Source organism: Lacticaseibacillus camelliae DSM 22697 = JCM 13995, assembly GCF_001311195.1.
In the GTDB taxonomy this organism is placed as follows: Bacteria; Bacillota; Bacilli; order Lactobacillales; family Lactobacillaceae; genus Lacticaseibacillus; species Lacticaseibacillus camelliae.
In genome coordinates, this window is sequence record NZ_BBAJ01000032.1 from 1 (window position 1) to 25717 (window position 25717).

General features: G+C 58.8%; 23 protein-coding genes and 5 pseudogenes. 6 read left to right on the top strand and 22 right to left on the bottom strand.

Going from position 1 to position 25717, the window contains the following annotated elements; genetic code table 11:
* The 7 genes and pseudogenes from JCM13995_RS07305 to JCM13995_RS15960 all read right to left on the bottom strand — a co-directional run.
* Positions 1-415, bottom strand: a 415-nt coding sequence (locus JCM13995_RS07305) for a phosphoribosyl-dephospho-CoA transferase MdcG domain-containing protein (RefSeq protein WP_054664080.1), incomplete at its 3' end; no start/stop codon positions are given.
* Positions 403-2085, bottom strand: coding sequence for a biotin-independent malonate decarboxylase subunit beta (gene mdcD, locus JCM13995_RS07310; RefSeq protein ID WP_054664083.1), 1683 nt, complete (start codon positions 2083-2085; stop codon positions 403-405). The genes JCM13995_RS07305 and mdcD, both read right to left, overlap by 13 nt.
* Positions 2075-2375 (bottom strand): annotated as a pseudogene (locus tag JCM13995_RS07315) (malonate decarboxylase subunit delta). Before JCM13995_RS07315 ends, mdcD begins: the two are co-directional and overlap by 11 nt.
* A gap of 307 nt (positions 2376-2682) precedes the next feature.
* Positions 2683-4325, bottom strand: a pseudogene (gene mdcA / locus JCM13995_RS07320) (malonate decarboxylase subunit alpha).
* Entirely contained in the window at positions 4325-4687 is a 363-nt protein-coding gene (locus tag JCM13995_RS15950; RefSeq protein WP_225350779.1) for a hypothetical protein, read from the bottom strand. Before JCM13995_RS15950 ends, mdcA begins: the two are co-directional and overlap by 1 nt.
* Before the next feature lie 8 nt (positions 4688-4695).
* Positions 4696-4887 carry a hypothetical protein gene (locus JCM13995_RS15955; RefSeq protein ID WP_225350780.1) on the bottom strand — a complete coding sequence of 64 codons (192 nt, stop codon included), beginning with the start codon at positions 4885-4887 and terminating at the stop codon, positions 4696-4698.
* Positions 4866-5135, bottom strand: coding sequence for an acyltransferase domain-containing protein (locus JCM13995_RS15960; RefSeq protein ID WP_263849604.1), 270 nt, complete (start codon positions 5133-5135; stop codon positions 4866-4868). Before JCM13995_RS15960 ends, JCM13995_RS15955 begins: the two co-directional genes overlap by 22 nt.
* A 228-nt stretch (positions 5136-5363) precedes the next feature.
* Here JCM13995_RS15960 and JCM13995_RS07330 point away from each other — a divergent pair, with 228 nt between their 5' ends.
* Positions 5364-6239, top strand: a complete 876-nt coding sequence (locus JCM13995_RS07330) for a LysR family transcriptional regulator (protein ID WP_054664086.1) — start codon at positions 5364-5366, stop codon at positions 6237-6239.
* 104 nt (positions 6240-6343) lie between these two features.
* Positions 6344-7462 (top strand): acyltransferase family protein, encoded by a 1119-nt coding sequence (locus tag JCM13995_RS07335; RefSeq protein ID WP_054664089.1) that lies wholly within the window; start codon positions 6344-6346, stop codon positions 7460-7462.
* Between the two features lie 306 nt (positions 7463-7768).
* Here the strand turns inward: JCM13995_RS07335 and JCM13995_RS07340 are convergent, their stop codons facing one another.
* From JCM13995_RS07340 to aspD, 7 genes and pseudogenes are all read right to left on the bottom strand, one after another.
* A complete protein-coding gene (locus JCM13995_RS07340; RefSeq protein WP_054664092.1) occupies positions 7769-8086 on the bottom strand; it encodes a PTS sugar transporter subunit IIA in 318 nt (105 codons plus the stop codon).
* Between the two features lie 173 nt (positions 8087-8259).
* On the bottom strand, positions 8260-9573 hold the full coding sequence (locus JCM13995_RS07345; protein ID WP_054664095.1) for a PTS sugar transporter subunit IIC: 1314 nt from the start codon (positions 9571-9573) through the stop codon (positions 8260-8262).
* Between the two features lie 20 nt (positions 9574-9593).
* Positions 9594-10118 (bottom strand): GrdB-related putative oxidoreductase, encoded by a 525-nt coding sequence (locus tag JCM13995_RS07350; protein ID WP_054664098.1) that lies wholly within the window; start codon positions 10116-10118, stop codon positions 9594-9596.
* Positions 10119-10161: 43 nt separating this feature from the next.
* Positions 10162-11115: a glycosylasparaginase gene (locus JCM13995_RS07355; protein ID WP_054664101.1), complete on the bottom strand. Its 954-nt coding sequence runs from the start codon at positions 11113-11115 to the stop codon at positions 10162-10164.
* A 15-nt stretch (positions 11116-11130) separates the two neighbouring features.
* Positions 11131-12444, bottom strand: coding sequence for a Sapep family Mn(2+)-dependent dipeptidase (locus JCM13995_RS07360; RefSeq protein ID WP_054664104.1), 1314 nt, complete (start codon positions 12442-12444; stop codon positions 11131-11133).
* Positions 12445-12741: 297 nt separating this feature from the next.
* Positions 12742-13461: a GntR family transcriptional regulator, LSA1692 subfamily gene (locus JCM13995_RS07365; protein WP_054664143.1), complete on the bottom strand. Its 720-nt coding sequence runs from the start codon at positions 13459-13461 to the stop codon at positions 12742-12744.
* Positions 13461-15062: pseudogene (aspD, locus tag JCM13995_RS07370) on the bottom strand (aspartate 4-decarboxylase). The gene JCM13995_RS07365 and the pseudogene aspD overlap by 1 nt, the downstream one beginning before the upstream one ends.
* A gap of 192 nt (positions 15063-15254) precedes the next feature.
* Between aspD and JCM13995_RS07375 the strand changes: the two are divergent.
* A pseudogene (locus tag JCM13995_RS07375) lies at positions 15255-16065 on the top strand (putative ABC transporter permease).
* Positions 16066-16133: 68 nt separating this feature from the next.
* Here JCM13995_RS07375 and JCM13995_RS07380 read toward each other — a convergent pair.
* From JCM13995_RS07380 to serC, 5 genes are all read right to left on the bottom strand, one after another.
* Positions 16134-16499 carry a hypothetical protein gene (locus JCM13995_RS07380; RefSeq protein WP_054664107.1) on the bottom strand — a complete coding sequence of 122 codons (366 nt, stop codon included), beginning with the start codon at positions 16497-16499 and terminating at the stop codon, positions 16134-16136.
* A gap of 21 nt (positions 16500-16520) precedes the next feature.
* The gene (locus tag JCM13995_RS07385; protein ID WP_054664110.1) at positions 16521-16829 is read right to left on the bottom strand and encodes a hypothetical protein; all 309 of its coding nucleotides are present in this window, start codon (positions 16827-16829) and stop codon (positions 16521-16523) included.
* A gap of 141 nt (positions 16830-16970) precedes the next feature.
* Positions 16971-17633, bottom strand: a complete 663-nt coding sequence (locus JCM13995_RS07390) for a DNA alkylation repair protein (protein ID WP_054664113.1) — start codon at positions 17631-17633, stop codon at positions 16971-16973.
* A gap of 73 nt (positions 17634-17706) precedes the next feature.
* Positions 17707-18882: a phosphoglycerate dehydrogenase gene (locus JCM13995_RS07395; RefSeq protein ID WP_054664117.1), complete on the bottom strand. Its 1176-nt coding sequence runs from the start codon at positions 18880-18882 to the stop codon at positions 17707-17709.
* A gap of 12 nt (positions 18883-18894) precedes the next feature.
* A complete protein-coding gene (serC, locus tag JCM13995_RS07400; protein ID WP_054664120.1) occupies positions 18895-19971 on the bottom strand; it encodes a 3-phosphoserine/phosphohydroxythreonine transaminase in 1077 nt (358 codons plus the stop codon).
* Positions 19972-20281: 310 nt separating this feature from the next.
* Here serC and JCM13995_RS07405 point away from each other — a divergent pair, with 310 nt between their 5' ends.
* Both JCM13995_RS07405 and JCM13995_RS07410 read left to right on the top strand, forming a co-directional pair.
* Positions 20282-20908 carry a histidine phosphatase family protein gene (locus JCM13995_RS07405; RefSeq protein WP_054664123.1) on the top strand — a complete coding sequence of 209 codons (627 nt, stop codon included), beginning with the start codon at positions 20282-20284 and terminating at the stop codon, positions 20906-20908.
* Between the two features lie 171 nt (positions 20909-21079).
* Positions 21080-22450, top strand: a complete 1371-nt coding sequence (locus tag JCM13995_RS07410; protein WP_054664126.1) for an FAD-dependent oxidoreductase — start codon at positions 21080-21082, stop codon at positions 22448-22450.
* Between the two features lie 53 nt (positions 22451-22503).
* Here JCM13995_RS07410 and JCM13995_RS18075 read toward each other — a convergent pair whose 3' ends face one another.
* The 3 genes from JCM13995_RS18075 to pepI are packed head-to-tail and all read right to left on the bottom strand — an operon-like array spanning position 22504 to position 24155.
* On the bottom strand, positions 22504-22854 hold the full coding sequence (locus tag JCM13995_RS18075) for a nitroreductase family protein (RefSeq protein WP_439645206.1): 351 nt from the start codon (positions 22852-22854) through the stop codon (positions 22504-22506).
* Complete coding sequence (locus JCM13995_RS18080) at positions 22833-23255, bottom strand: nitroreductase family protein (RefSeq protein WP_439645207.1); 423 nt, start codon at positions 23253-23255, stop codon at positions 22833-22835. Before JCM13995_RS18080 ends, JCM13995_RS18075 begins: the two co-directional genes overlap by 22 nt.
* A gap of 21 nt (positions 23256-23276) precedes the next feature.
* The gene (gene pepI, locus JCM13995_RS07420; RefSeq protein WP_054664129.1) at positions 23277-24155 is read right to left on the bottom strand and encodes a proline iminopeptidase; all 879 of its coding nucleotides are present in this window, start codon (positions 24153-24155) and stop codon (positions 23277-23279) included.
* Between the two features lie 206 nt (positions 24156-24361).
* Between pepI and JCM13995_RS13840 the strand changes: the two are divergent.
* Positions 24362-25717, top strand: a pseudogene (locus JCM13995_RS13840) (aspartate ammonia-lyase); the annotation flags it as partial.

A 25717-nucleotide genomic window follows, 5' to 3' on the forward strand; every position in this document is an offset into this window, starting at 1 on the left:
TGATAACATCCACGTCCGAAACCGGGCGGGCCATTTTCAGCCCGGTCACCAGCTCGAACTGCAGACTGCCGCCAACGCCCCAGTCAAAGCCTTGCAGCAGCGGCTGAAGCTGAACCAGCTTGTGAAACGCGGGCAGCTGCGCCCGCGCCGGGTCCAGCTTTGGCAGCAGCGCCAGTGCCTGCTGCGGTGTGACCGTTTCGGTGTACCCTTCTGGGGCCACAAACGCCGCGAAGCGCTGAGGCTTCTGATAGCCACGAAGGCCGACCGGATACCGGTCGGCCTGGGGGCCACGCCGCACGATCACGTACGGTGATTCATTAAGCATGGCTTCTGCCCATGCCGGCAACGCCGCACTCGCCGTTAAAGCGCTGCGACTTTTCAGCCGGATGAGCGTGTGGGGTGCTAGTCGTTCCATTGCTGATCCATCAGCGCGCGGACTTTGTTGGTGGCCTTGCGACCGCCGCCTTCGCCGTTGACCGCGATGGCGTTCGTGTAACGGAACGAAAGATCGGTCGGCGCGTTTTCGAGGCTCTTAAAGGCATCGTCCAGTGCAGCCTTAACGGTGGAAACAGCCTTTTCGTCGTGGTCGTACCCCTTCACACCCTTGATCAGGTTGTACAGGGAGCCCAGCTTCTGGTAGTTTTCAATGTCGTAAGCCATGGCTGGCACGTGCTTGGTGGCCTCTTCCAATTCGGCGATCGTCCGCTGGGTAATGCGGGCACTGGAGGCCTTGCTCATCGCCTGAATGGTGATGTCAAGATCATCGAGCGCGACCAACCGGTTCGACTGCAGGCCCTGGGCCAAGAAACCGCCGGAAACCGCGTCGCCGGGGATAAAGGAAACCACCTTGTGACCGGCCTGACGCGCCCGGGCATAGGCACTCGCAGCAGAAGCCAAGGCCATGTGGATCCCAATCAGCTCTTCTTTGTAACCGTACGCCTGACTCGGCACATCCACCACAATGACGATCGGCGTCTTCTGGGCCGCCGGCTTGTCCTTGTCGGCAGCGATCAAATCGTTGACGACACTGGCAACGGTGTAGCCTTCCTGCAGCCCTGCCTCGCCGTGGCGGACCCGCGGAAAGCGATTGTTTTCGTCGGGCACAATGGCGACGTATTCGCGACCGTCAGCCTGGGCGTGCAGCACAGTCGGCACGTCGCTCTTGGCATTCTTGATGCCGGTCAGCAGTTCGAACCAGTTGCGGCCGCGAGACTTGGTGCCAGGCTGACTGCCTTCAACTGCTGGGGCCAAGTGATGCGCCTTAACGTCGACCTGCTTGAACAGCTTGTCGTAACCGGCAATGTCCAGCGGTTTGCTTGGATCGAGTTGGTCAAGCAAGGACAGGTAGAAGTCCCCGCGCTGATCGCGATGAGAATCCTTCTTTTCGTTGATGGCATCGCTGATGGCCTTGCGGAAGGCCTCAACATCGTCTGCCACGACCTCATCGATGATGCCGGTGGCCTGACGCTGCTTGGTGCCCAGCGTGTCCCAGATCAGATTCTTGTCGGAAGAATCCCATTCTTTGACGCCGGCTTCCTGCTCGATGACTTCGGGGCCGTTCAAGCCGATGCGGGCCTTGTCGGTACCAATGACATAAGACAGCAAGGCGTTGGTGATGGACATGCCACCGAAGGAGCCGACCCGACCGGGCACGAGCCCGATGACTGGGACATACTTCTTGAGCGCAATGACCATGTTGTGGATCTCGGAAATTGAAAGCAGGCCGTAGTTGGCTTCCTGCAGGCGAACACCGCCGGTATCCAAAATGATGATTGGGTAAATGGTGTTGCCGGCCTTGTTGTCAGCCAAGGCGTGCTCCAGTGCGGAAACGATTTTCGCCCCGGACACTTCACCGATACCGCCGCCCTGGAAGCTGCCTTCAATGGCGATGATCAGGGTGTTTTTGCCGTCAAGCTTGCCCTTCATGACCACAATGCCGTCATCGGCTTCGGGCACAATGCCCTGCGGCTCCAAATGCGGTGAAATCATGTTGTCAAACGGGCCAATCAGTTCACGGGTGCTGTCCGCGTCAAGTAAGGCTTCAGCGCGCTGCCGGGCGTGCAATTCTACAAAACTATTGCTCATCTTTCAACGCCTCCATTGCTTGGGTAAGCCGCAGGTTAACGACCCCAGGGGTGGCCCCGAAGTCATTGATTTCAAAATCCGCCAGCAGCGGGTAGCGGTCAAAGAAGCGGGTCAGAACGTTCTGCCAAACTTCTTTAAAACCGTCGCTGCCGGTCACAATATTCAGCTCGGACTCTTTTTTTGTCCGTCGGCTTCATGATGACTTCAAGGTCACCGGAGGCAACCACGCCAATGTGGACCGGGTGGTCGATCGGCTGGGTCGCTTGATACTTAAAGTGCAATTTTTCCATGATAGTGCTCCTCTCATGTGGAAAGGCTGCGGAGCGCGGCGTTCTTAGCCCGACGGCTAGCCTAGCTCAAGCCATTGCCGGCCGTTTTTGCCGGCGATGGTTTGAGCGTAGCTAGACGCTCGGGCGTTGCCGCGCGGAGCGCAACTGCGATAGACTGCCAGGCGCGCCTCGAAAAATGTTCCGTAGTCGCGCTTCGGGCTCGCAACGGGGGAGCATCTAGCTACGCCTAACGCCTCGCCGGCCAAGAACGCCGGCAATGCGTTAGGCTAGGCTAGCTGTCCCCCTAAGACCGCGAGCCTACGCAGCCTTATGACCAGCTTCTGAACTTCGCCGGCGGGTTGTACAAACCTTTGGACCACTTCACGAGGTCCTCCATGTTCTGCGCTGCCAGCAGCGAACGGGTCGCCTGGTTGCGGTTGACGCCAAGGTCTTCTGGGAACGCCACGATGCCGCGCTCGCGCAGATCCTTAACGACCGCCGGATCAGACCGCAGGCCCACTGGGGTGACCCCGGCGATGGCCTCAATCGCCGCCTGCCGCTCAGCCATGGAATCGGTCTTGTACAAGTATGCGATCCCTTCCTCGGTCACGATGTGCGTCGTGTCCTCGGAGTAGATCATGATCGGCACGTTTGCCAGCTTGGCCTCTTCGCGGACCTTGACCGCGTCAAGTGAATCAACGAAGACGGGCCGCTTGTTAGAGCCAAAGGTTTCAACCATTTGGACGACCAGCTTTTGGCCTTTGCCCAGCGGATCATTGTCCGGCCGCAAGCTCTGCCATGCCGGTGTTGAGTGACGGCGCCCGGTTGGGTTGGAGCCCATGTTAGGCGCACCGCCGAACCCGGACAGCCGGCCGTTGGTCACCGTTGATGAGTTGCCGTACTGGTCGATCTGCAGCGTCGAGCCGACAAACATGTCCAGCGCGTACTGCCCAGCCATTTGGCCAAAGGCCCGGTTGGAACGCATCGAACCGTCTTTGCCGACAAAGAAGATGTCAGGGCGCGCCGCGATGTACTTTTCCATCCCAACTTCACCGCCAAATGAGTGGATCGACTGGATCCAGCCGGATTCAATGGCAGGAATCAGGGTCGGGGTCGGGTTAACTTCCCAGTTCGGCACGATCTTGCCCTTCAGGCCCAGCTGCTCGCCGTAGGTCGGCAGCAGCAGTTCGATCGCGGCGGTGTTAAACCCAACACCGTGGTTGACGGACTGAACGTTGTGCTTTTCGTAGATTCCGCGGATGGCCATCATGCCCATCAGGACCTGCAGTTCTGTGATGTTCTGCGGATCACGCGTGAACAGCGGCTCGAGCTGGTAAGGCTCGTCGGCCGGGATCACAACGTCGACCCAGTCGCCTGGGATGTCAACGCGCGGCACCTTGTCGACGATTTCGTTGGCCTGCACGATCACGATGCATCGTGGAACGCCGCGGATTCAACAATGACCGGGGTTTCCTCGGTGTTGTTGCCGGTGTACAAGTTGCCGTCGTGATCGACCTTGTCCGCCGCGACCAGCACGACGTTCGGGATCAAGTCAACGTACAGGCGGGCGTACAGTTCAAGGTACGTGTGAATGTCGCCGACCTTCAGGGTGCCATCGGCGATCATCTGTGAAACGCGGGTGCTTTGCGGACCGGCAAACGAAAAATCCATCTTGGAGGCAATGCCGTCTTCAAAAATGTCCAGGTGTTCCGGCCGTGAAATACTGCTCATGATCATGTGCAGATCGTGCACTTTTTCCGGGTCGACTGATGCCAGTGTCTTTGACAAGAAACTGGCCTGCTTCTGGTTGTCGCCTTCAAGCACGACCTTATCACCAGGGGCAATCAAGCCTTCCAGCAGGGTCTTGGCATCCTTCGTCTTCGCAAGCTTGCCATCGAGCAGACTGCTCATGGCCGAGAGCTTGCTTGCTTTGGCTTCGCGATGCGTTGCCCAATCACGTTCTTCGCTCATTAATAAGAACCTCTTTCCCATTTATTCAATAAAAATGCTGCATCTGAGACACTCATTTGATCCAGACTGATCTGGTGCAAATCGCCGAACTTCTGGCCCAGGGCCTTGCGGAACGGCCGGCCGGGCGAAAAATTGACGATGCTGTCCGGCTGGTAGTCGTGCGCGACCCCCATCATGGCCTCAAAATAAACCGGGTGCTTCAGGTTTGACGTCAGGTCTTCACGCATCGGCGGCGTCTGCCGAACGGCGCGGCCGGAATAGTTGGCCAGGTAAATACCAGCCGGCTTTTTCAGCTCAACGTCTGCCATCGCCGCGGCCAGCTGCGTGCTGACCTTGGTCATCAGCGGCGAATGTGATGGCACTGGCACCTTCAAGCGGCGGGCCAGGACGCGCCGTTTTGCTTGGCGAGCGCCACCACCTCATCGATGGCGGTCAACTCTCCGGACAGCGCGGTTTGATCCTCCGCGTTTTGATTCGACGCGTAAACCGGATGCGCGGTGCTGTGGACCTGCGCCACCAGCTTTTCGACCGCGTCACGACTCAGCCCGACAACGACACCCATGCCGTAGCCGGTTGGTAGGCGCCTTGCATCAGCTCCGCCCGCCGTTTCACGACGCGGAACAAGTCATCTTTTTCCAGACTGCCGATCGCGTACGCCGCGGCGAACACGCCGAGACTGTGCCCCGCCACCAGGTGGGGCTTCAGGCCGGCTTTGAACATTGCATCGACCTGCGCGACTTGCAGTAGCTCGATGCCCACCTGCAGCTGAACGGAGTCCTGATAGGCAATGTCTGTGTCCAGAAGCTTCATTCCCAGCAAGTCCGCCACGTGGCTGCGTAAATCGCATCCACGTCCGCCAGCATGCCGGCGTGTTGGCCGCCTTGCCCGGGGAAAATCCATAATGAATTCACGGTTGACCTTCTCTCTAGTTCCATCCGATCGCTCTCACGGTTACACTTTAACTGGTATTGATACCGATGTATAATGAATCTTAATCATATATATAATTCCTAGTTATGAATGAAAGCAGGTCTACCCATGAATCTCACTCAGCTCCAAGGGTTCGTTTACACCGCCCAAACCGGCAGCATCACCCAGGCCGCTAAACAGGCCTACATCAGCCAGCCGGCCATGTCGAAAATGATCCAGGAGCTCGAAAAAGAGCTCGGCGTCTCCTTATTTGACCGCGTCGGCCGCGGCATCGAGATCAACGATGCCGGCCGCACCTTTTTGAATTACGTTGAGGCCGGACTGGACCAAATCGAAGCCGGGGTCGAGGCCGTCGCCAACCCGACGACTAAGCAGCAGCCGATCCGCCTGCTGGTCGAGGTGGCCTCCGCCTTGATTCCAGACATCATCACCACCATCCACCAGATCTATCCCAACGCGCCAATCAAACTGACGCAGCGCATTGCGGCGGTCAACGAGACGCGCGACTTTGACTTCACGATTTCCACGCGCACGCCTCGCCCTGACCGCCGCGCGGTGACCCTGTTAAACGAGGAGATCCTGATTGGCAGTGCCGATCCCAAAATCAAGGAACAGCCTTTTATTCAGCCTGCCGACTTGGCGGGGCAGCCCATCGTCTCGCTCGGCCCGCACACCCCGTTGCGCGACACCCTGGACGCTTACTTCGCCAAAAACGGCATTCAGCTTAACTATCAGTTCGAATCCGACGACCCTGCCAGCATCCGCGCCATGCTGGGGGCGGGCATCGGGGTTGGCTTCATCCCCTCAGTCACTTGGGCGGGCACCGGCAAGCGGCTGAACCTGGCACGCATCACCCCGGATCCGCCATTTCGGACCATCTACCTCACCGAGGGCCAGGCCAAGGAAGACGTTCGGACGCGGCAGGTCGCCAACGCCTTGGTGGCGCTGTTTGTGGGCGAGCGAGCCAAGGCGCTGACGGTCTGACAATAAAAAGTATCGCTTGCAACTGATTGCGTAACTCGTTACACTAACTCCGATAGTTCCCGCCGATCGCTTCTCACAAATTCGAATTAAGGTGGGACAAACCAATGAGTGATACCAAACCGCTCGAACCAGCCGCCGATATTGGCGACTACCTCAAGCTGGGCGCGTGTACTGCCGTCATGTCGCAGCCAATCATGAGCTACGCCTTGACGACCAGCCCCAGCATCGGCGCACAGACCTGGATCGGAATTATGTACAACCTGGTCAAGTACACGGCGCCAGCCTTTATTTTTGGCATTCTGTACACCACGACCCGCACCACCATCGCCGACCGCAGCCTGACTTACGGGCACTACATGAAAAATATGTGGCACGCCCTTTTCGTCCCGACCATCTGGTGGACGTTTATTTATCTGCTTGTCATGCCACAGATGCAACAGGTCAACCAGTATCATGATCTGGGCTCATTTTTATGGCATTTCATCAACGGGAATGCCGCACCGCATTTGTGGTACAACACCATGATGCTGCAGTTCATCATCTTGATGCCGCTGTTTTGGGCCATCGGCCGCTGGTGCGGTCAAAACGTGAAGCGCGGCGTGATCACCGCCTGCACGACTGTCGTCATCGCGGCGCTGTGGCTGTGGTTCTACGACACGCAGGTGTTCAACGGCCCACACGCCACCGACTGGTACCTGTTTGACCGACTGTTCATCAGCTTCTTCATTTACGGCGTCTTCGGGACGCTTGCCTGGCAGTACCGCAAGCAATTTAACCGCGCCATCATGAAGTGGTGGCCGGCTTTGGTCGTCGTGTTCCTCGGGACCTTCTGGTGGACCAACCACGAGCTGTTCAGCTATGGCTTCCCCATCAGCCTCGGCAATGCACCGTACTACAAGCCGTCCATGACGCTGTACGACCTGGCCGTGATTGGCCTGTTTTCCGCCCTGTGCCTGTACCAGGTCAAGGCTCGCCGGCCGTTCACCAAGTTCGTTCACAAGTTTGCGGGCTTTGCCTACAAGGCTTACCTGTCCAACGTGTTCTGGTCCGAGTGCCTGTGGCTCCTTTTTGGCAAGAACCTGACCACCAGCAACACTTGGGCTGGCATCCTGATCCTGTACGTGATGACCTGGTGTCTGTCGTTCGCCTCGGCGTTCGGTCTGCACGCCATCTGGTCACGCCTCAAGCCGATGCTTTTTAACCCGAAAACTGCGGCTGCCTAAAGGCAACGCAAAGGCGCGCGAATCAGCAATGATCTGCGCGCCTTTTTGGTGCTATTTGACTGGCGCCGCCTTGCACAGCGACCCGCAGCGACACTGCTCCGGCGTCACCATATCGCACTGGCAACGCCCGTGCGACCCTGCGCAAGCGCAACCGTCATGACAAACCATGCCCTGGTGGCACATGGGGTTCTCTTTATCCGAATCCATTTGCTCGCCTCCGTACTCGCAGGATACCCGCGAAGGCCCAAAAGCGCAAGCCGAAAGTCAAAAAAAGCGGCACGCGGCCGCTTCATTGCAAGAACGAAATTATTTTTGGTCCTTGAGCGCGATGGTCTTGATAATGCGCTCGCCCAGTTCAATTTCCGTGTTGGCGGCCATGAACTGATCCTGCGCGTGGATCAGGAGGATCGACTTTTGAATCATCTTCCCGTTCATTTCCTGAGTCATCAGCGAAGTCTGAATATTGTGCGCGCCGTTGAGTTGTTCCTTGGCGTCCGCAATCTTCTTCGTTGCGCCGTCGTTATCACCGGCAAGGGCGGCGTCAATGGCCTCAAGCGCGGTCGACTTTGCATTCCCAGCTGATAAAATAATCTGCATTGCAGTTTGTGCGACATCTTCATCCAATCTAATATACCTTCTTCGTCTAAGTTGATTTTGAAACCACTTTCAGTATGTTGTTGAAAGCGCCGTCTGTCAAGGCGTTTCGTGGCAAGGCAGGCGCGCGTCAAGCCCGTTTGGCAAAAAATGCAGGGCCGCTAGCAGCGGCGACCGCGCATTTTTCACAATCTAGAAACGGATTAAACCTCGCTGAAATCGATGTCGAGGTCTTTCTTCGCGGCGGCCTGCTCCTCGCCGATATACTGCTTATCGAGCATCTTGACGAACGGGTAGTAAATCAAAACGCCCAGAATGATCTCGAACAGCTGCAGCACCGACGCGGTCCAGGACCCAGTCGCCAGCCACCCAGAGATGATTGGCGGCGTCGTCCATGGCAGCAGCACCCCATTCGTGCGCGGCACCCAGCCAAGGGTCATGACCAGGCCGGAAATCAGGGTGTTGAGAACCGGCACGGTGATGAACGGGATCGCAATGATCGGGTTCAGGACCACTGGCAGCCCGAAGATGATTGGCTCGTTGATGCCGAAGATCCCCGGCAAAATCGCCAACTTTGCCAGCTCCCGGATCCGCTTGGACTTGCAGACGGCAAACATGACGATCAGCAGCGACAGCGTGGACCCACCGCCACCGTACGTGGTGAAGATATCAATGAATGGCTGCGTGAAAATGTGCGGCAGTGGCAGGTGGTTCTGGAAGGCCTTCAGGTTATCCTGCGTCAGCACGAAGAAAATCGGCTGCCACACTGAGTTCGTGATGGTTGGCCCGTTGATCCCGAAGCACCACAGCAGAGACGCCAGGAAGTTATACAACAGCACGGACGGCAAAGAGTTACCGACGTGCTTCAGCGGCTCCTGCAGCATGGTGTAAATGAAGTTGTACGCCGTGCCAAATGAGGTCAAGGAAAACAGCACGTGAACAAGGAAGAAGGTCAAAATAACAAACGCTGACGGGATCAGCGCGTCAAACGACTGAGACACAGCCGGCGGCACGCCATCGGGCATCTTGATGGTCCAGTGGCGCCGAACAACGAAGCGATAAATCTCGACCGAGAAAATCGCGATGAAGATCCCCAGGAAAATGCCGTTCGGGCCCACGTACATGGTCTGAATCGCGGACACGGTGGTCTTGCCGACGTTAAAGCTCGTCGGGGTCAAGATCAGGAAACTGACCAGCGCGACAATGGCCGAGTGGATGGCTTCCAGCCCGCGGTTTTTCCCGTAGGCGTAGCCAATGCCGACCGTCGACAGGATCCCTGTGAAGCTGAACACGGAATTAGAAACCGAGCTAAACCATTCCATCCAGTGTGGCCCGAGGATCCCGGTCCAAAAATTCTCCCAGCCGGGGATCGGGAAGTTACCGATCAGCAGGAAAATCGAGGTGACAATGATCAGCGGTGTGATGATCAGAAAACCGTCGCGCAGTGACCTGAGCACCACGTTGTTGCCGAGCTTGGTGGCAACAGGCATCAAGACTGACTCAAATTTCTTTTGCATAGCGTTCCCCTCCTTTGAGCTTAGTAACAGTATTCGGCTTTAAAGGCGCTAAGATCTTCCCCCTTGACCAGCATGGCGGCCCCTGCCGCCAGGTGATCGACCGCGTCGGACAATCCTGTGCCGCCTTTCTTAGGCGCCTTCACGATCGTCAACTGGTCCTTGTACTGCGCGATCAAATCGGCATTCTTCTCTTCGGCAATCGCGGCGATTGCCGGGATCTTGGTTTGCGTCTGAAACGCGGTCGCCAGCTCGCAGGCCATTTGCGCGAATTCTGCGTAGTCGTATGTCGGGCCAAGCACCACCACATCGGCCCCCATTTTCTCGGCCATTTTGGTGAATTTGCGCTGCACTAACTCGCGATTGTCCGCGTAGTAATCCGTGCCGCAATAAAACGTGCCCAGCAGTTCGCCGTCGTTTTTCGCTAACGCTTTTTCGGTCGTGTCGGCCGAACCCATGGCCACACGTTCGCCGCCAAGCGGCGTGTCGGCGCGTTCCTTACCGCCAAGTCCGGCCTGCATCTGATCCAAAATGATAATGACTTTCATGGTTCTCCCCCCTTCACCTACTTAACTAAGTGCTAACTTAAGTTTACTCAATTGGGGCGTGGATTCGCTTCTCATAAGCATCGAGCCATGCCTGAGTGACCGGTTCGATGACGGTGGTGTGATCCGGGCCCGGGTTAGCCATCAGGATCCGCGCGAGTTCATCAGAAGTCGCCACGCTGAACGTAAACTCCACGTTGGTCGCCGTGCCCCACTCGCCTTGGTTGTTCATCGCGACCAGCGAGAACTCACCGGCCTTGCCGTAACGCTTCTTCAGCTTTTCGATGAACGGGTAAACGGCATGGTCACACGCGTCCTGCGGCGTCTCGCCTTCACCCATGCGCCGGACGATTTCGTAAGACAGCACGCCCTTCATGATGTCCTCGCCCAGACCGGTGGCCGCGGCGCCGCCAATGGTCGAATCCACGTAGTAGCCGGAACCGGACAGCGGCGAATCGCCCACCCGGCCGGCTTTTTTCATGAACAGGCCGGACGTTGAGGTGCCGGCCGCCATGGAGCCGCTGGTCGCCAGGGTGATCGCGCCGACCGTATCGTGACCATCATACGGCTTGTCAGTGGCCTGCAGCTCCTTGAGCCGCTTTTGCCAACGAGCCTTGGCGCGGTCCGTCAGCATGTTGGTCATCTCAAAGCCGTTTTTCATGGCAAACTTGGTCGCGCCTTCGCCGACGCGGAAGCTGTTGTAGTGCTGGTGGCTCAAAGCGCGGGCAACGGAAACCGCGTGCTTAACGTTTTGAATGCCGCCGACCGCGCCTTGCGCCAGCGTGTCACCGTCCATGAAGGCCGCATCCATTTCGACGACGCCTTCCTCGTTCGGCAGGCCGCCGTAGCCGACGGACTTGTAGAACGGAAACGCCTCGACCTCGTTAATCAGCGTCTCCACCGCATCCCCGGCAGTGCCGTTTTCGGCTAATAACTTGCTGGCCTTCACGACGCCTTCGTGCGCCATGCGCCAGGTGGCAATTGTGCCCCATTTGCTCATCAGAAAATTCCTCCTTTACTGCTGGTTGCCCATGGCGATGATGGCACTCATGTATACCGCCATGTTCAACATCAGGTCCTTCTCATCCATCCATTCATCTTGCTTGTGCGCAATCCCTTTTTGGCCGGGAAAACTCGGGCCGTACGCCACGATGTTCGGCATGGCCCGCGCATAAGTGGCGCCGGTGGTGGTCAGTGGCGTCCCGTCCAGGCCGGTAACGTCCTCGTACACCTTGGACAGCTCGGCGATGAACGGATCGTGCTTGTCGTGCATGACGCCGGGGATACTGCGGACGACGGTGATCGTGCTGCCCGCCGGCACGGCCTTTTTGAGGCCGGCCGTGACGTCGGCCTCGGTAAAGCTGACGGGGTAGCGCATGGCCACTTCCAGCACCATCGCGTCATCCTGCTTGGTCAGCTTGTACGGCGTCACAATCAGCTTGCCGGAATCGGCGTCTTCAAACGCAATGCCGAGCCCTTCGCCGTAGTGCTTTTCGTGCAAAGCATCGACTACCCACTGGAAGTATGCCTTCAGCGGCCCTTGAACCAAGTCGTCATCGACCGCGTCCTTGGCCAGCCAGGTGATCGCATTTTCGCCCATTTCCGGCGCGTTGGTTGGGGTGCGCCGACCTTTGACCGTCAGCGGCTTACCGTTTAGAGCGACAGTCAGTTCGTCAGGCACGTGGTCCATCGCCTGGTCGCCCACGATGTCGCTGAGTTGGTCCAGGCTGCTGTGCGGCAGCGGCGTTTTGATTTGATAGTTAACGATCCCGCGTTCGCCGTAGACGACCGGCCACTTGCAGTCAGGCGTGAAACCGAAGCGCGGCGCCTTTTCCTGCTTCAGATACAGTGGGACATCGGCTGACCCGCTTTCCTCGTCCGAGCCGAAAATCAACCGCACGGTCCGGTGCAGCTTGACGCCAGCGTCCTTCAGCAGCTTCATGCCGTACAGACTGGCAATGCTGGCACCTTTGTTGTCGAGCACGCCGCGGCCAAAGAAGCGGCCGTCTTTTTCGCTCAGCTTAAACGGCGGGTACGACCAGCCGTCGCCAGCCGGCACCACGTCCAAGTGGCCGACAATGCCAACGTAATCGTCGTTGTCGTCGCCCCACTGCACGTAGGCCATCGCGTCGTTCACAATGCCGGTTTGAAACCCGTACTGCTGACCCAGCTTGACGACGGCGTCCAGCACCGCCCGCGGACCCTTGCCGAACGGCGCGTGCGGAGCCGGCTCGCCCTTCACGCTTTGAATCTGCATGATCGCGTCCAGCGCGTCGAGAAACTCATCGCGATGATCCGCGACTAACTGCTTAATTGTCTTGGTGTCCATGGCTACCTCCTTAAAATTTGCGTTTTGAAGTCATAATCGCGGCCACAGCCTTAGTTGCGCTACGGGCTCGCAACGGGGGAACGCCTAACGCCTCACCGGCAAAAAACGCCGGCAATGCGTTAGGCTAGGCTAGCTGTCCCCCTAAACCGCGAGCCCTCCGCAGCCTGTTTTAGTTGCGCTCCACGCGGCAACGCCCGAGCGCTTAGCTACGCCCGACGCCTCGCCGCCAAAAACCGGCGGCAATGAGCCAGGCTAGGCTAATCGTCGGGCTAAGTGCGCCGCGCTCCACAGCCTGCCTTAGTGTCCCTGCCGCGTCAGCGTTGACTTAAACGAATACTTATCCGCCCGGTAGTACGACGTATCATAGAAAATTGGCTTGGAATCGGCCGTGTAGGTGACCGAATTCACCCGGAGCAGCGGGTCGCCCAGGTGCACGTGCAGCAGGTCCGCGAGCTCCGAATCCACCAAAATGGCCTCGATTTCTTGATGCGAGTACGCAATTGGCACCTCGCGCTCGATCAGGTCGAACAACGACCCAGTGAAGTCTGCGGCCGTCCGATTGGCAACATACTCGTGGCAAATCGCGATTTTCTCGATCGTCATCGGGTCGTCGTCCCAGAACCGGCGGCGAACCAGCAGATCTACCCGCTGGTCATGGCGATTCTCCAGCTCCAGGGCATCAGTCACGACGCGCGGCAGTTGCTCAGCTGGGCCGAAGCTCAGGACCTCGGTACGACTGACCTTGCCGTACGCTTTGGCCGCTTCGGTGAAGCCCTGCAGCCCCATGCGGCCACTTTCGACTTTTGACGGCGTCGCCATCACATAGGTGCCCTTGCCCGGGTCCTTGACCAGGATCTGCTGGCGAATCAGCAGGTCAATCGCCTTGCGCACCGTCAGCCGGCTGACGTCAAACTCCTTGGCCAGGTCGTATTCAGACGGCAAGCGCTGCGCCGTCGAGTACACGCCGCGGCGTACGCGGTCGGCCAGCTGCCCGGCCACCTCCTCAAACTTGGTGATCATGCCAGCGCCTCCCTTTGCCAGTCGGCCCGGATCCCATCCATCAAGGCAATCAGCCGCGTGCCGATCTCCTCGTACTGGCTGGTGGCTAGGTTAGCCAGCGACACGCGCACGGCCCAGGGACTGCTGCCAAAGGCGCTGGTTTTCAGCAGCATGACGTGCTGCTGTTTGGCCAGTGCGACCAGCAGCTTGGTCACGGTCCAGTGCTTTTGCACATACTTGGCAAACGGCGCACCGTAACGCGTAGTGATCCACTGCAGCAGGTCGATGTCGCAATAGTACGCCGTGTCCAGCGCCGGCAGCGGCTGGGCAAGGCCCATCACCGCCAGCAGCTGTTTTTCACGGGTGCGGCAGATATTGATCACCTCGCGCTTGTACGCTCGCCCTTCCGTCGCCATGCCGTAAAGGGCAAACAAGGCGCTCATCACCTGCTGCGGCCCGGAAAGTCCGGCCGCGTGGTTCAGCGCGATGTCGCGAGAGTCGGCGACCAGCCGATCGATAAAGCTGAGATCGTCGGGATCGGGCGTCACTGAGGCGTACCGCGCGTCGACACGCGTCTTGACGTCGCTTGGGAGCCTTTCAATCAACTCATCAAAGATGCTATCCTGGGCCACCGCCAGCGCCCCGACCCGCCAGCCGGTGGCGCCGAAGTACTTGGAAAAAGAATACAGCAGCGCCGTGTTGTGCGGCAGCGCGGCGAACACGGACAGGAACTGCGGCACAAACGTCCCGTAGACGTCGTCGCTGAGGATCATCAGGTCCGGCCGCGGTCCTGCAACCAGCTGCTGCAGGGTTTTCAGCGTCGCCGGCGCATGGCGTTCGCCGTCGGGTTGCTGGGGTTGACGATGAACGCCGCCTTGACCCGCGGGTCGCGCAGCTTGGCCAGCTCCTCATCGGCGTACCAGTAGCTGGTGCGCCCGCCAGCCTCCTGCACCTGATGGGCGCGAATCTTCACCACATCAAAATGGTAGTGCGGCAGCGTGGGTAACTCCAGGTAGGGGGCAAACGTCGGCAGAAACAGCGCAATGCGGTTGCCGGCGTCCAGCAATCCCGTGTGCATCAGCGTGTCAAACAGGTAGCAGATCCCGGCAGTGCCGCCTTCCGTGGGAAACACGTCAAAGTCCAGCTGCCGGTTCTGAAACAGCTCGCGGCTCAGGTACGCCTTCAGCGGCTGTTCGGCCACCTTCAGGCACCGCACCGGCGCCGGGTAGTTGTCGCCGATGATTGCATCACAGGCCTGGGTCAGCCAGCCTGCAAACGACTCGCCCAGCTGATCGACTGGCGCCGCGGCCACTGTCTGCAGAAATTGGGCACCAGCCCCGCATGCGCCGCAAGAAACGTCTTGAACCGGGCCAGCCGCTCGGCACTGGGTTGGATCTGCCGGGCGGTCAGCTGCGGCGTACTCCGCAAAGTCTCCTGGACGGCGAACTGCCCAAGCAGAAAAAAAAGGCTTCCCGCGGCGTTGGCGCCGTCCAGTTGGGATTGCCGCGGCCCGCGTTGAGTAGCGGCAGCCCCTGGCGCGGGTCGATCTGCCGCTCCAGGTATAAACTCAGTTCAAATGGGGACAAGGTTTCAAGCTCAGATTCTGACACCTGTCTCACCTCGCTTCGCCAATAGATTTTAGGATACGCTTTATAGTATATACTAGTTGCTTAGGAAAACGATGACAAGCCGCTCTGATAGGCTTTTTGCGCATACCAGTGGGCCGACTCTGAGCGAAACCGTGTGCTGGCCCAGCTGCTATGCTAAAGTACAATTAGATTAATCGTTAACCGCACACTAGGAGGCCCGAAATGAACACCCCAACGCTGGTCATCGAACAACAATTCACCCTCTGGGTCCTGTACTTTTTTTCCTACGCCTTCGTCGGCTGGGTCTGGGAGTCGGGCTATGTCAGTTTCAAGAAGCGTCAGTGGGTCAACTCGGGGTTTCTCAACGGCCCGGTGATCCCAGTTTACGGCTTTTCCATCACGGCGGTACTGGTGCTGTTGCATCCGGTTGAGAATAACCTCTTGCTCCTGTACCTGGGCTCGGCAGTGCTGATCACCATCATCGAGTACGTCACCTCCTGCTGATGGAAAAACTCTTCCACGCCCGGTGGTGGGACTACTCCGATATCCCGCTGAACTTCCAAGCCGCGTCGCCTTACCGATCTCCGCCTTCTGGGGTGTCGGCGTCGTCTTCGTGGTTAAGGTCGTACATCCCGTTGTGGCGCGGTTCGTGACCCACCTCGACGTGAAGTACGGGATCTTCGCGGCCATTGTTTTCCTCGCCTTCTTCATGTTCGACTTCGGCTTCACGCTGGCCAACGTCCTCGCGATGGGCGCGGCAACCAAGCGCATTGGCGACGCCATCGACCAGAAAAAGCAGGAACTGCGGGACTCCGTTGATACGGCGGCGGCCAAGCTGGAAAGCGAGCACGGCTGGTTGGATGATTACCGCCAGCATCAGGGCGACATGGCCAAGCTGCCGAACCTCAGCTGGGTCCAGCGGCGGCTGCTCAACTCCTTCCCGCACCTGCAGCTGCACGACACCAAGACCCCGCCGAAAGACATCGCCGATTTGGCCGAACTGCTGAAGCGGCGGCGCAAGCAAGGCAAATAACAGCAAAAAGCAGGTGGCAGCGCTCCCGAATCGGATCGCTGTCACCTGCTTTTCATGTGTCTGCCTAATCAATCATCCGCGGCGGTCTGCGCCTGTTCGCGCAACGCAGCCAGCAATTTATCTGTCGCCTTCATCGAGGGGTAAAATTGGCGTCGGCCCGGCCGTGTCATCTTGAGGTCCAGGGTGCCGTACTGCGGCGTGTACTGCTTCAGATCTGCCGCAGTCAGTCCCTGCGCATCGGCTAGCCGCCAGATTTCATCGAGCTTTTGGTCCAACGCACGTAGACGCTGCTTGTTGTAGCTGGCCGATAGCAGCAGCCACATCACCCACAGCAGCATTCCCAGCCGCGAGGCGTTGCCGCCCAGCGCCACGGCGACCACCAACGTCACCAGCATTAAGGCTGCGTACAGCAGCCGCGATTTTGTCAGACTCATCCCACTGCTCCTTTACTGGGTCTACTTGCGATGGTGCTTCTTCACCGGCGCCTGCTGCGCCGGCAACTTTTCCGCCAACGTTTTAATGGCCGCCTTGTTCATCAAGAAGCGGTGGTTCTCCGGCCTCGATTCGTCCAGATCATGCTCGGAATACTGCGGCACCAGCTGACGAACGGTCTTCGTGCTCAGTCCGCGCTCATCGGCCAGCGCCCATAGTTTGCTCTGCGCTTCGTAGCGGCGCTTGGTGACGCGGCTTTGCCAGACCTGCGACCCAATCAGCCAGACAAACATGCCAATCCAGGCCAACAGGCGCGTGTGCGGCCCGGTCAAAATACGCGTCAGGATAAAAATCAGTGCGACGCCGACCGGTACCGCGATGGTGAAGATGGTGTTCCATTTTTTTCACACTCATTCAAAGGCCCCCCTGAAGCTACTGGTCAATTATCGCAACCTGTGCAAGCGAATACAACCCTAGCGGTCAAGATACTTACTGCCTTCGCGCACCGACAGCTTGCTCAGCTGGTGGCCGGAGATAAAAGTTCGCACCCATTGCGGGTCGGTTTTGCTGTACTGCCGCAGCGCCCAACCGATTGCCTTTTGGATGAAAAACTCCGACGTCTCGCGGTCGCGCAAGATCGCCTGTTGCAGCATCGCCAGGTCTGTCTGGTCCTTGCTCATCAGCTGCAGGTTCAGCGCGATGCGCCGCTCCCAGAAATTATCGCTGGCCTCAAACCCGTCAAACAACTGCCGCTTAACCGTCGAATCGGCGTCGGCGGCGCGACCGTACACCACGCGCCAGGCGTCGACGGTGTCCCACCAGGGTTTGGCCACGACCAGCGGCCGCAGCGCCAGCAGTTCCGCCACGGAAAATCTTCGCCAGTTGTGCTTGGCCAGGTCGATGGCGACGTACTGGTACTCGCGCTCGGGGCGGCGATACAGCGCTTGGCTCCAGGCCATCGCTGTAGTCGGCGGCGCCTGCAAACTGGCGTGCAGCAGCGCCTTGCTTTGAGCCAGGCGCGCCGGCGTCTTCACCCCGACAAACTGAAACTGGTTCTTCATGTATTTCGCCATCGGCGCCGCGTTGGCTGGATCGCCAACCAGCTGAAAGCTTGAAATTTGAGAATCGTCCGTCATCTCACGCCTCCTTGCTAGTATTGTCTTGCAGAGTCAAAGATACTCTTTTCGCCAGGCGACTCAACCGCGTTGATCACAGGCGCGGGTTGTTCAGCAGGCGCGTCCGGTACACCGCCGGAATGGCATCGAGCTTAGCAATCAGTTCCTCGGCGTCGGCCTGATTCAGCGCGTCGATGTCAATGATGGTGTAGGCCGTTTTGGCCAGCGCCGCGTTGCTCATGCCTTCAATGTTAATGTCCTCATTGGCCAGCAGCGTGGTGATCTGCCCGACCATGTTGGGGATATTCTGGTGCATGACGGTCAGGCGAAAGTGGGTGGTGAACGGCACGTCGAGGTGCGGCAGGTTGACCGAGTTGACAACGTTGCCAGTTTCCAGGAACTGCATCACCGTCTCCGCGCCTTGCACCGCCCCGTTAGCCTCCGCCTGGGCGGTCGAGCCGCCGATGTGCGGCGTGACCAGAATGTCCGGCCGGTCCAGGATGCTATCCTCGCCAAAATCGGTCAGGTAACGCTTCAGCCGGCCGGCGTCCAGCGCCTTGATGACCGCGGCGTTATCGACAATGCCGAGCCGGGCAAAATTCAGCAGCACGGCTCCTGGCTTCATTTCGTTCAGCTCTTTTTCCCCAATCAGGCCGATGGTTTCCTCGTTTTTCGGGGTGTGGACCGTGACGTAATCGGCGTCCTTCAGCGCCTCCGCCAAGCTCTGCGCGCGAATGGCGGTCGTGGGAATTTGCCAAGCGCTGTCGGCGGACAGGTACGGGTCGTAGCCGATCACTTTCATGCCCAGCGCACTGGCCGCCGCGGCGACCTTGGACCCAACGTGACCGACCCCGATGACCGCCAGCGTCTTACCCACGAGCTCGGTGCCGTTGAACTGGGTCTTTTCCTTTTCCGTGCGGGTGGAGATGTCCGCCCCGCTGTTGTGCTCCGCGTACGTGACCGCGGAGTACAGGTTCCGCGAGGCGATGATCAGCATCCCCACGACCAGCTCCTTGACCGCGTTGGCGTTGCTGCCAGGCGTGTTGAAGACGGCGATGCCGGCCTCGGTGGCGCGATGCAGCGGAATGTTGTTGTAGCCGGCGCCGCAGCGGACGATCACCTTGAGGCTCGCCGGAAACTCGGCGTCGCGCAGGTTGACCGAGCGGATCAGATAAGCATCCGGCTGGGCGCTTTGGTTGAGTGCAAAATCCGCGGTGAAGCGGTCGAGCCCGGCCTGGGCGATCGCGTTATACGTTTTGACTTGATACATGTCGTTTACCTCCTAGTGGTGCTGCTCAAAGTCGTGAAGAAAATCGATCAAGGCGTCAACGCCGGCCTCCGGCATCGCGTTGTACAAGCTGGCGCGCAGGCCGCCGACGCTGCGATGGCCCTTGAGGTTCATCAGCCCCGCCTTCGCCGCGGCGGCCACGGCCGCCTGGTCGAGCTTGGCGTCACCGGTGACAAACGGGACGTTGGTCAGCGAGCGGTCCTTTGGCTGAACCAGGTTGTGGAACAGCTTGGACTGGTCGAGAAAGGCGTATAGCTTCGCGGACTTTTTCTCGTTGCGCGCCTGCAGGGCATCGACCCCGCCCTGGGCCTTCGCCCACTTGAGGGTCAGCCCCAGCGCGTAAATGGCGAACACCGGCGGCGTGTTGTACAGCGAATCCTTTTTGATGAATAAGTCATAGTCCAGCATGCTGGGCAGGCCAGTTAGGTGGTGCACCAGCGCCTTTTTCACAATGACCAGGGTGACGCCGGCGGGTCCCAGGTTCTTCTGGGCGCCGGCAAAAATCTCGGCGAAATCCTGGACGCGGTAGCGCTGGGCCAAAATGTTCGAGGACATGTCCCCAATCAGCGGTGTGCCATTGGCGTTCGGCAGGTCGCGATACGCGGTGCCTTCAATGGTGTTGTTGGTCGTGATGTGCAGGTAGTCGTAAGTGTCCTTTGCCAGCGGTGCGGCCAGGTGCGGCAGGTGGTGGTAGTGGTCTGCTAAGCTCGACCCCACGGTGTCGGCGGTCACCCCGAGGTTCGCGGCCTCGTCCCGCGCGCGGGTCGCCCACTGACCCGAGTCCAGCACGGCGATGCGGTGGTACTTGGTCGCCATGTTCAGCGGTGCGGCCGCGAATTGACCGGTGCCGCCGCCTTGGAAGAACAGGATCGCATAGTCGTCGGGAATGGCCATCAGGTCGCGAAGGTCCTGCTTGGCGGTTTGCAGGATTTCATCGAACTGGGCTGACCGGTGCGAGATCTCCATGATGCTCATCCCCGAGCCGTTCAGCGACGGCAGTTCCTTTTGAATCTGGTTGACGACCGGCACCGGCATGACGGCGGGTCCGGCAGCAAAGTTATAAACTGGCATAATTTTCTCCTCCTCGAATGACCCAATAAAAAACGTCCTCACAGCTGACTGTGAGGACGTGAGGTGAAGCATTCACGGTCTCACAGGATTAGCACCTGCGAGACCATTTGGTTTGAAGGAAACTCAAATCACGGTCTGCGCAAATGCGAGCAGCATGACCGTGATGATGAAATGAGGTTGTGACTATGTTGGGTTGTCATAAAAATAACCTCCTGCTTCCTTTGATGCTCACACTGTATCATGATTAAAATTTGATGTCAACTTGATGAGGTGTGCGATAATAAAAGCAACAGCAGTCAGGGAGGATAACATGACCACTTTTTACTTTATTCGCCACGGCCAGACCACGGCCAACACGCAGTACATCAAGCAAGGCATCATCAACGACGAACGCACTCACCTGACTGAGACTGGCAAGCAGCAGGCCGAACACCTCGCCGCCAGCTTCGACCTCAGCGGGTGCACCGCAATGCTGGTCAGCCCGCTGGCCCGCACCCAGGAGACGGCCGCCATTTTAAACGCCAAGGCGCACCTGCCGATCACGTTGGACAAGCGACTGCTGGAGATCTCTTACGGCAAGTGGGACGGCCAAAACAACCACGAGCTGGAGCGGCAGTATCCCGACGTGTACGACCCGGTCCTGCACGACGTCCTGCCGACTTACGTGAAGTACGCCAAGGACGGCGAGACGTTTGACGCCGTGGTGGGGCGCGTGGCTGACTTCATGGCCGCGCAAACCGCCGCACATCCCGACCAGCAGCTGGTGGTCGTCACCCACGGCTTCACGGTCAAGGCCGCCGCGTTGGCGGTCCTGCACCCCCAGGACCCCATGAGTCTGCCGGAGCCGGACAACACCTCCGTGACTAAAATCACGCAAACCGCCAGTGGTGCCGCGCACCTGTGGTACTACAACCGGTTTGACGCCCAAACGTATTAAGTGATCGCCGCCAGCGGCGATTTTTTTGCGTTATGCCAGGGATTGAAGATAGTTGACTAAGTAAGCTAATGATAATGTAACCGTTCTCGCCGTCCTTATGATATGCTGATATTATCAAAAAAAAGATTGTGGCTGTTTTAATGGCTAACAATTAAAAAGGCGGTTTAGCAGATGAAAGTGATCGTTGTTGGTTCTTCCCATGGCGGATACGAGGCGGTACGGGGGATTTTGCAAGAGGCCCCAGAGACTGAAATCCAGTGGTACGAAAAAGGGGACTTTATCTCATTTCTCTCCTGCGGCATGCAGCTGTACCTCGAAGGCGTGGTGAAAAACGTGAATGACGTCCGGTATGCCACACCTGACACAGCACGGGCCCAAGGCGTCGACGTCTTCGTGCGTCAGGAAATCACGGCAGTGGCCCCCCTGCAGCATGAGGTCACCGTGCATGACTTAAATGACGACACCAGCCGCACCGAGCACTACGACCAGCTGGTCCTGGCCGTTGGTGCCGAGCCCGCAAAGCTCGCCGTGCCTGGTGCGGATCTTGCCAATGTTTACGCCATGCGCGGCCGCGACTGGGCGATTCGGTTGAAGGCCAAAACCGTCGATCCGGACACGGCGAATGTGGTCGTGATTGGCGCCGGCTATATCGGTGTTGAGGCCGCAGAAGTGTTTGCCAAAGCCGGCAAGCATGTCACCTTAATTGACATCTTGCCGCGCGCCTTGCAGCTTTACCTCGACGAGGAATTTACGAGCCGGCTGACCGAAACCCTGGTCGCGCACGGCATCACCCCAGCCATGGGGCAAAGTGTGGAGGAATTCACCGGTAAGGACGGGCAGGTCGCCGGTGTGCTCACTGATCAGGCGGAATTCCCCGCCGAATTGGTGATTCTCTCCGCTGGCATCAAGCCGGCCACCCACTGGCTGAAAGGCGCCGTCGAGCTCGACGCCAAGGGCCTGATCAAGGTGAACGACTACCAGCAGACCTCGGCGGCTGACGTTTACGCCGTGGGCGATGCCACCTTGGTCCCTTACGCCCCGGTCGGCGGCAAACAGCGCATTGCGCTGGCGACGGTGGCGCGGCGGCAGGGCCGAACGGCGGCGAAAAATATCCTCGGTCAACGCCTGAAAATGCCTTCAGTCTCCGGCTCCTCGGCGCTTTCGGTGTTTGACTACCATTTTGCCAGCACCGGCGTCAAGGAAGGCACCGCCGCCAAGTTGGGCATTGCCATCAAATCGATATATGTCGAAGATGCCGCGCGCCCGGCGTTTGTGCCGGATGCTGCGGGCAACGCCCCGGTGTACTTCAAGCTGACCTACGCGGCGGATAGCCAGCGCATTCTAGGCGCGCAGATCATGTCCAAGGTCGACGTGACCGCAAACATTAACGTCATCAGTCTGGCGATTCAGGGAAAAATGACCCTCAGCGACCTGGCGTACGCCGACTTTTTCTTCCAGCCGGGCTTTGACCGGCCCTGGCACATCATTAACGTCGCGGCCCAGCAAGCATTGCTGGGGAAAACGACTGTGAAAGCTGAATAAGCCCAAGCGCGGCAAAAAGGCGTCGGAAAATTTTCCGGCGCCCTTTTTATGGTTTATTCCGCTAAAAACCCTTGCTCACGGATCGCCGCCTGCAGGTCACCGCGCTTTTCCGGCAAAACCTGTGCGAACCGGGCGATGCGCGCCGTGAAGGTCTCCTCGCGCCGGTTGGTATCGCGCGTCGCGTAGTAGTCGTGAATGACCTGATCGTACGCTCCCATCGCCAGCGGCTCTGGCAAGGCGTAGTGGTTTTCAAAATGCACAGCCGCTTCCGGCAGCCGCGGCTTTTCCTGCGGGGCCTGGGCGGGGTGGCCAACAAGCAGGCCCAGGACGGGGAACGTCAGCTGCGGCAAGCCCAGCAGCGCAATCAGCTGCCGCGGGTCGTTCAAAATACTGCCGAGCAGCACGGCCCCCAGCCTAAGCTTTCGGCCGCGTTCACCACATTTTGTGCCGCCAGCACAGCGTCTGAAACCGCCTGGATGAACTTGTCGGTCGAGCCCAGGTGAGTCTGCGAAACGCCGGCCTGCTGGGCGATCACCGCAGCGCAATGCTGATCGGCGACGAACACAAACAGGTGTCCGTTTTGATTGATGTACGGCTGCTTGGCGATCGCCGCAATTTGACCGCGCAAGTGCCGGTCTGTGATCGACAGCACCGAAAAGCTTTGCAAATAATGCGAGGTCGCGGTGTGCTGGGCGACGGCGACCAGCTGGGTCAAGGTCTCCTGCGGCAGCGGCTCATCCGTAAAATAACGGATGGTGCGGTGATGGAGTTGGCGGTTAATCATGTCATTCAGCGGTTCGCTCATAGTTCTACCTCTCTGTCCAGGTCAGTCGTGCGCGTTCAGCCACTGGTCCAGCACGGAAATAAACTCGTCGTGCTGGTCAAGCAGCGCCAGGTGGCGGGAGTTGGCAAACAGGTGCCACTTCGCCCCTGGAATGTGGTCGTAAACGGTTTTGGCGATCAGCGGCGTGCAGAGGTCGTCGGTGCCGTTCGTGACCAGCACCGGCACGTGGATCTTGTGCAGATCCTCAGTCACCTCAAAGTCGAAAATCGTGCCGTTTTCGGTGAATTCGTTTGGCCCCTCGGCAATCAGGCTGGCGCGCTTACCGTTGGTCGGCCGGCGCAGCGGCTCCGGTGAGTCCGGCGTCGGGTCGTCCCAGCAGTACCGCTCCATGTAGCGGTCATTGGCGGCCAGGTACTTCGGGCTGGTGAAGTCACCGGTGCGCTCGGCCTCAGCGATCGCCGTGCGGTCTTCATAAGACAGGTACGAAATCAGCCGGTGCTGCTCCTTGATCCAAAGCTTGATGGACGACGGCGAGCCATCGATCATCACGGACTTGATGCCCTTGGGATCCAGGGTGGTCAAGTAGTACATTTCCAGCATGCCGCCCCACGACTGGCCCAGCATGTGGATCTCGTCCAGGTGCAGGTACTCGCGCAGCGCGACAAGCTCTTCCCGCCAAGTCTCGCGGACGTATAGGCTTTCGTCTTCCGGTAGCGACGACTTGCCGCAGCCGACCTGGTCGTACATGATCAGCTGGCGGCCGGTTTCGGCGTAATCGTCCATCAGTTCAAAATAGTTGTGCGAGGACCCTGGGCCACCATGAATCAGCAGCAGCGGCGCCTTGCCGGGCGTCTTTTCCCCGACGATGCGGTAGTACGTCTTGTAGCCGTGAAACGGCATGTAGCCTTCTTCGATTTTCACTGGAGATACCTTCTTTTCTTTGCTTTATAAGCGTCATTATAGGCCTTGTGAGGCCCCTCTGTAAAAGTCACGCAGCCGTTAAATCGCCGCTCAAGCAAAAATTGGTCGGTATGTCAGACAAGCTCACATAATCTGTTGCGATAAGTTTTCATCGCAGTATATTAAACGAGTTATTAAAATTGGTCTAGTACCTAGGAGGGGTCTTTATGCACATCGAAACTGACTGTATTGGCAGCTTGCCCATCGACGATGAGGTGCTGTACGGCATCAATACCGTCCGCGCACTCACAAATTTTCCCATCAGCCGGGAGCCAGCGGATCCGTTGCTGTTCAAAAGTCTGATCATGATCAAGAAAGCCGCGGCTACGGTCAACCAGGCCGCTGGCACCTTGCCGGCGGCCAAAGCCAAGGCCATTATCGCCGCCTGCAACGAGCTGCTGCTGGGCCGCCACTCTGAGGCTTTAGTTGCGCCAGCGATCCAGGCAGCGCCGGTACCAGCGTCAATATGAACGTTAATGAGGTGGTGGCCAAGCTGGCACACCGGCTGAGCCCAGCCACAAAGGTCCACCCCAACGACGATGTCAATCGCTGCCAGTCGACCAACGACACTTACCCCTCAGCTGGAAAAATGGCGCTGCTTCAGGGTCAGCAAGGATTGCTGCAGGCGCTTGACCGGCTGAGCGCAGCGCTGCACACCAAGGCGAAAACGTACCAGTCCACCATCAAAGTCGCGCGCACGCAACTGCAGGACGCGGTGCCGATGACGTATGGCCAATCTTTTCACGCTTATGCCAGCATGTTCGGTCGCGACCTAACGCGATTGCGCGCCGCGGCCGCCGCACTGAGCCGCTTAAACCTCGGCGGCACAGCGGTGGGCACGGGCCTGAATGCAACCGCATTCTACCGCGCCCACATCATTGAGGCCACCGCCAAGGTCAGCGGTCTGCCCCTGCATGGGGCCCTGATTTGATTGACGCCACGCAAAACGCCGATGTCTATGTCGACTACAGCAACGCGCTGAAAACCTTGGCGGTGAACTTAGGAAAGTTTGCCAACGACCTGCGTTTACTGGGCAGCGGCCCCCAGGCTGGGTTGAATGAACTTAAGTTGCCGGCGCGACAGGCAGGCTCATCGATCATGCCGAGCAAAGTCAACCCCGTCATTCCCGAGGTCGTCAACCAAGTCGCGTTCGAGGTCATGGGCCACAACGTTACCGTGACAATGGCGGCCGAGCCGGCCAGCTGGAACTGAATGCTTTCGAGCCGATTATCTTTCGGGACTTATTGCAAGACCAGCGATACATGGCCGCCGCCCTCACGACCCTAGTCGACCACTGCGTCTCCGGCCTGACGGTAAACGAGGCGCAAGCGACCCACAACGTGGCGCACAGTGCCATCGCGGCCACAATTCTCAGCCCCTACCTGGCTACCAAGCCACTGCGAACCTCATTCAGCAGGCGGTCTCAACAAGCCAACCCGTGCAAGCGCTTCTGCACGCCGGCCACCAGCTGCCCGACGCTCTGATCGACCAGCTATTCTCACCGGCAGTGCTGCCTCAATTTT

Excerpts from the sequence above, each read along its gene's own strand:
- JCM13995_RS07350 (WP_054664098.1), bottom strand. The coding sequence starts at position 10,118 with ATGAAAGTCATTATCATTTTGGATCAGATGCAGGCCGGACTTGGCGGT.
- JCM13995_RS07335 (WP_054664089.1), top strand. The coding sequence starts at position 6,344 with ATGAGTGATACCAAACCGCTCGAACCAGCCGCCGATATTGGCGACTAC.
- JCM13995_RS07360 (WP_054664104.1), bottom strand. The coding sequence starts at position 12,444 with ATGGACACCAAGACAATTAAGCAGTTAGTCGCGGATCATCGCGATGAG.
- JCM13995_RS07395 (WP_054664117.1), bottom strand. The coding sequence starts at position 18,882 with ATGTATCAAGTCAAAACGTATAACGCGATCGCCCAGGCCGGGCTCGAC.
- JCM13995_RS07345 (WP_054664095.1), bottom strand. The coding sequence starts at position 9,573 with ATGCAAAAGAAATTTGAGTCAGTCTTGATGCCTGTTGCCACCAAGCTC.
- JCM13995_RS15955 (WP_225350780.1), bottom strand. The coding sequence starts at position 4,887 with ATGGGTGTCGTTGTCGGGCTGAGTCGTGACGCGGTCGAAAAGCTGGTG.
- JCM13995_RS15960 (WP_263849604.1), bottom strand. The coding sequence starts at position 5,135 with ATGAAGCTTCTGGACACAGACATTGCCTATCAGGACTCCGTTCAGCTG.
- mdcD (WP_054664083.1), bottom strand. The coding sequence starts at position 2,085 with ATGAGCAATAGTTTTGTAGAATTGCACGCCCGGCAGCGCGCTGAAGCC.
- JCM13995_RS07405 (WP_054664123.1), top strand. The coding sequence starts at position 20,282 with ATGACCACTTTTTACTTTATTCGCCACGGCCAGACCACGGCCAACACG.
- JCM13995_RS07410 (WP_054664126.1), top strand. The coding sequence starts at position 21,080 with ATGAAAGTGATCGTTGTTGGTTCTTCCCATGGCGGATACGAGGCGGTA.
- JCM13995_RS07380 (WP_054664107.1), bottom strand. The coding sequence starts at position 16,499 with ATGAGTCTGACAAAATCGCGGCTGCTGTACGCAGCCTTAATGCTGGTG.
- JCM13995_RS07330 (WP_054664086.1), top strand. The coding sequence starts at position 5,364 with ATGAATCTCACTCAGCTCCAAGGGTTCGTTTACACCGCCCAAACCGGC.
- serC (WP_054664120.1), bottom strand. The coding sequence starts at position 19,971 with ATGCCAGTTTATAACTTTGCTGCCGGACCCGCCGTCATGCCGGTGCCG.
- JCM13995_RS07355 (WP_054664101.1), bottom strand. The coding sequence starts at position 11,115 with ATGAGCAAATGGGGCACAATTGCCACCTGGCGCATGGCGCACGAAGGC.
- JCM13995_RS18080 (WP_439645207.1), bottom strand. The coding sequence starts at position 23,255 with ATGAGCGAACCGCTGAATGACATGATTAACCGCCAACTCCATCACCGC.
- JCM13995_RS07390 (WP_054664113.1), bottom strand. The coding sequence starts at position 17,633 with ATGACGGACGATTCTCAAATTTCAAGCTTTCAGCTGGTTGGCGATCCA.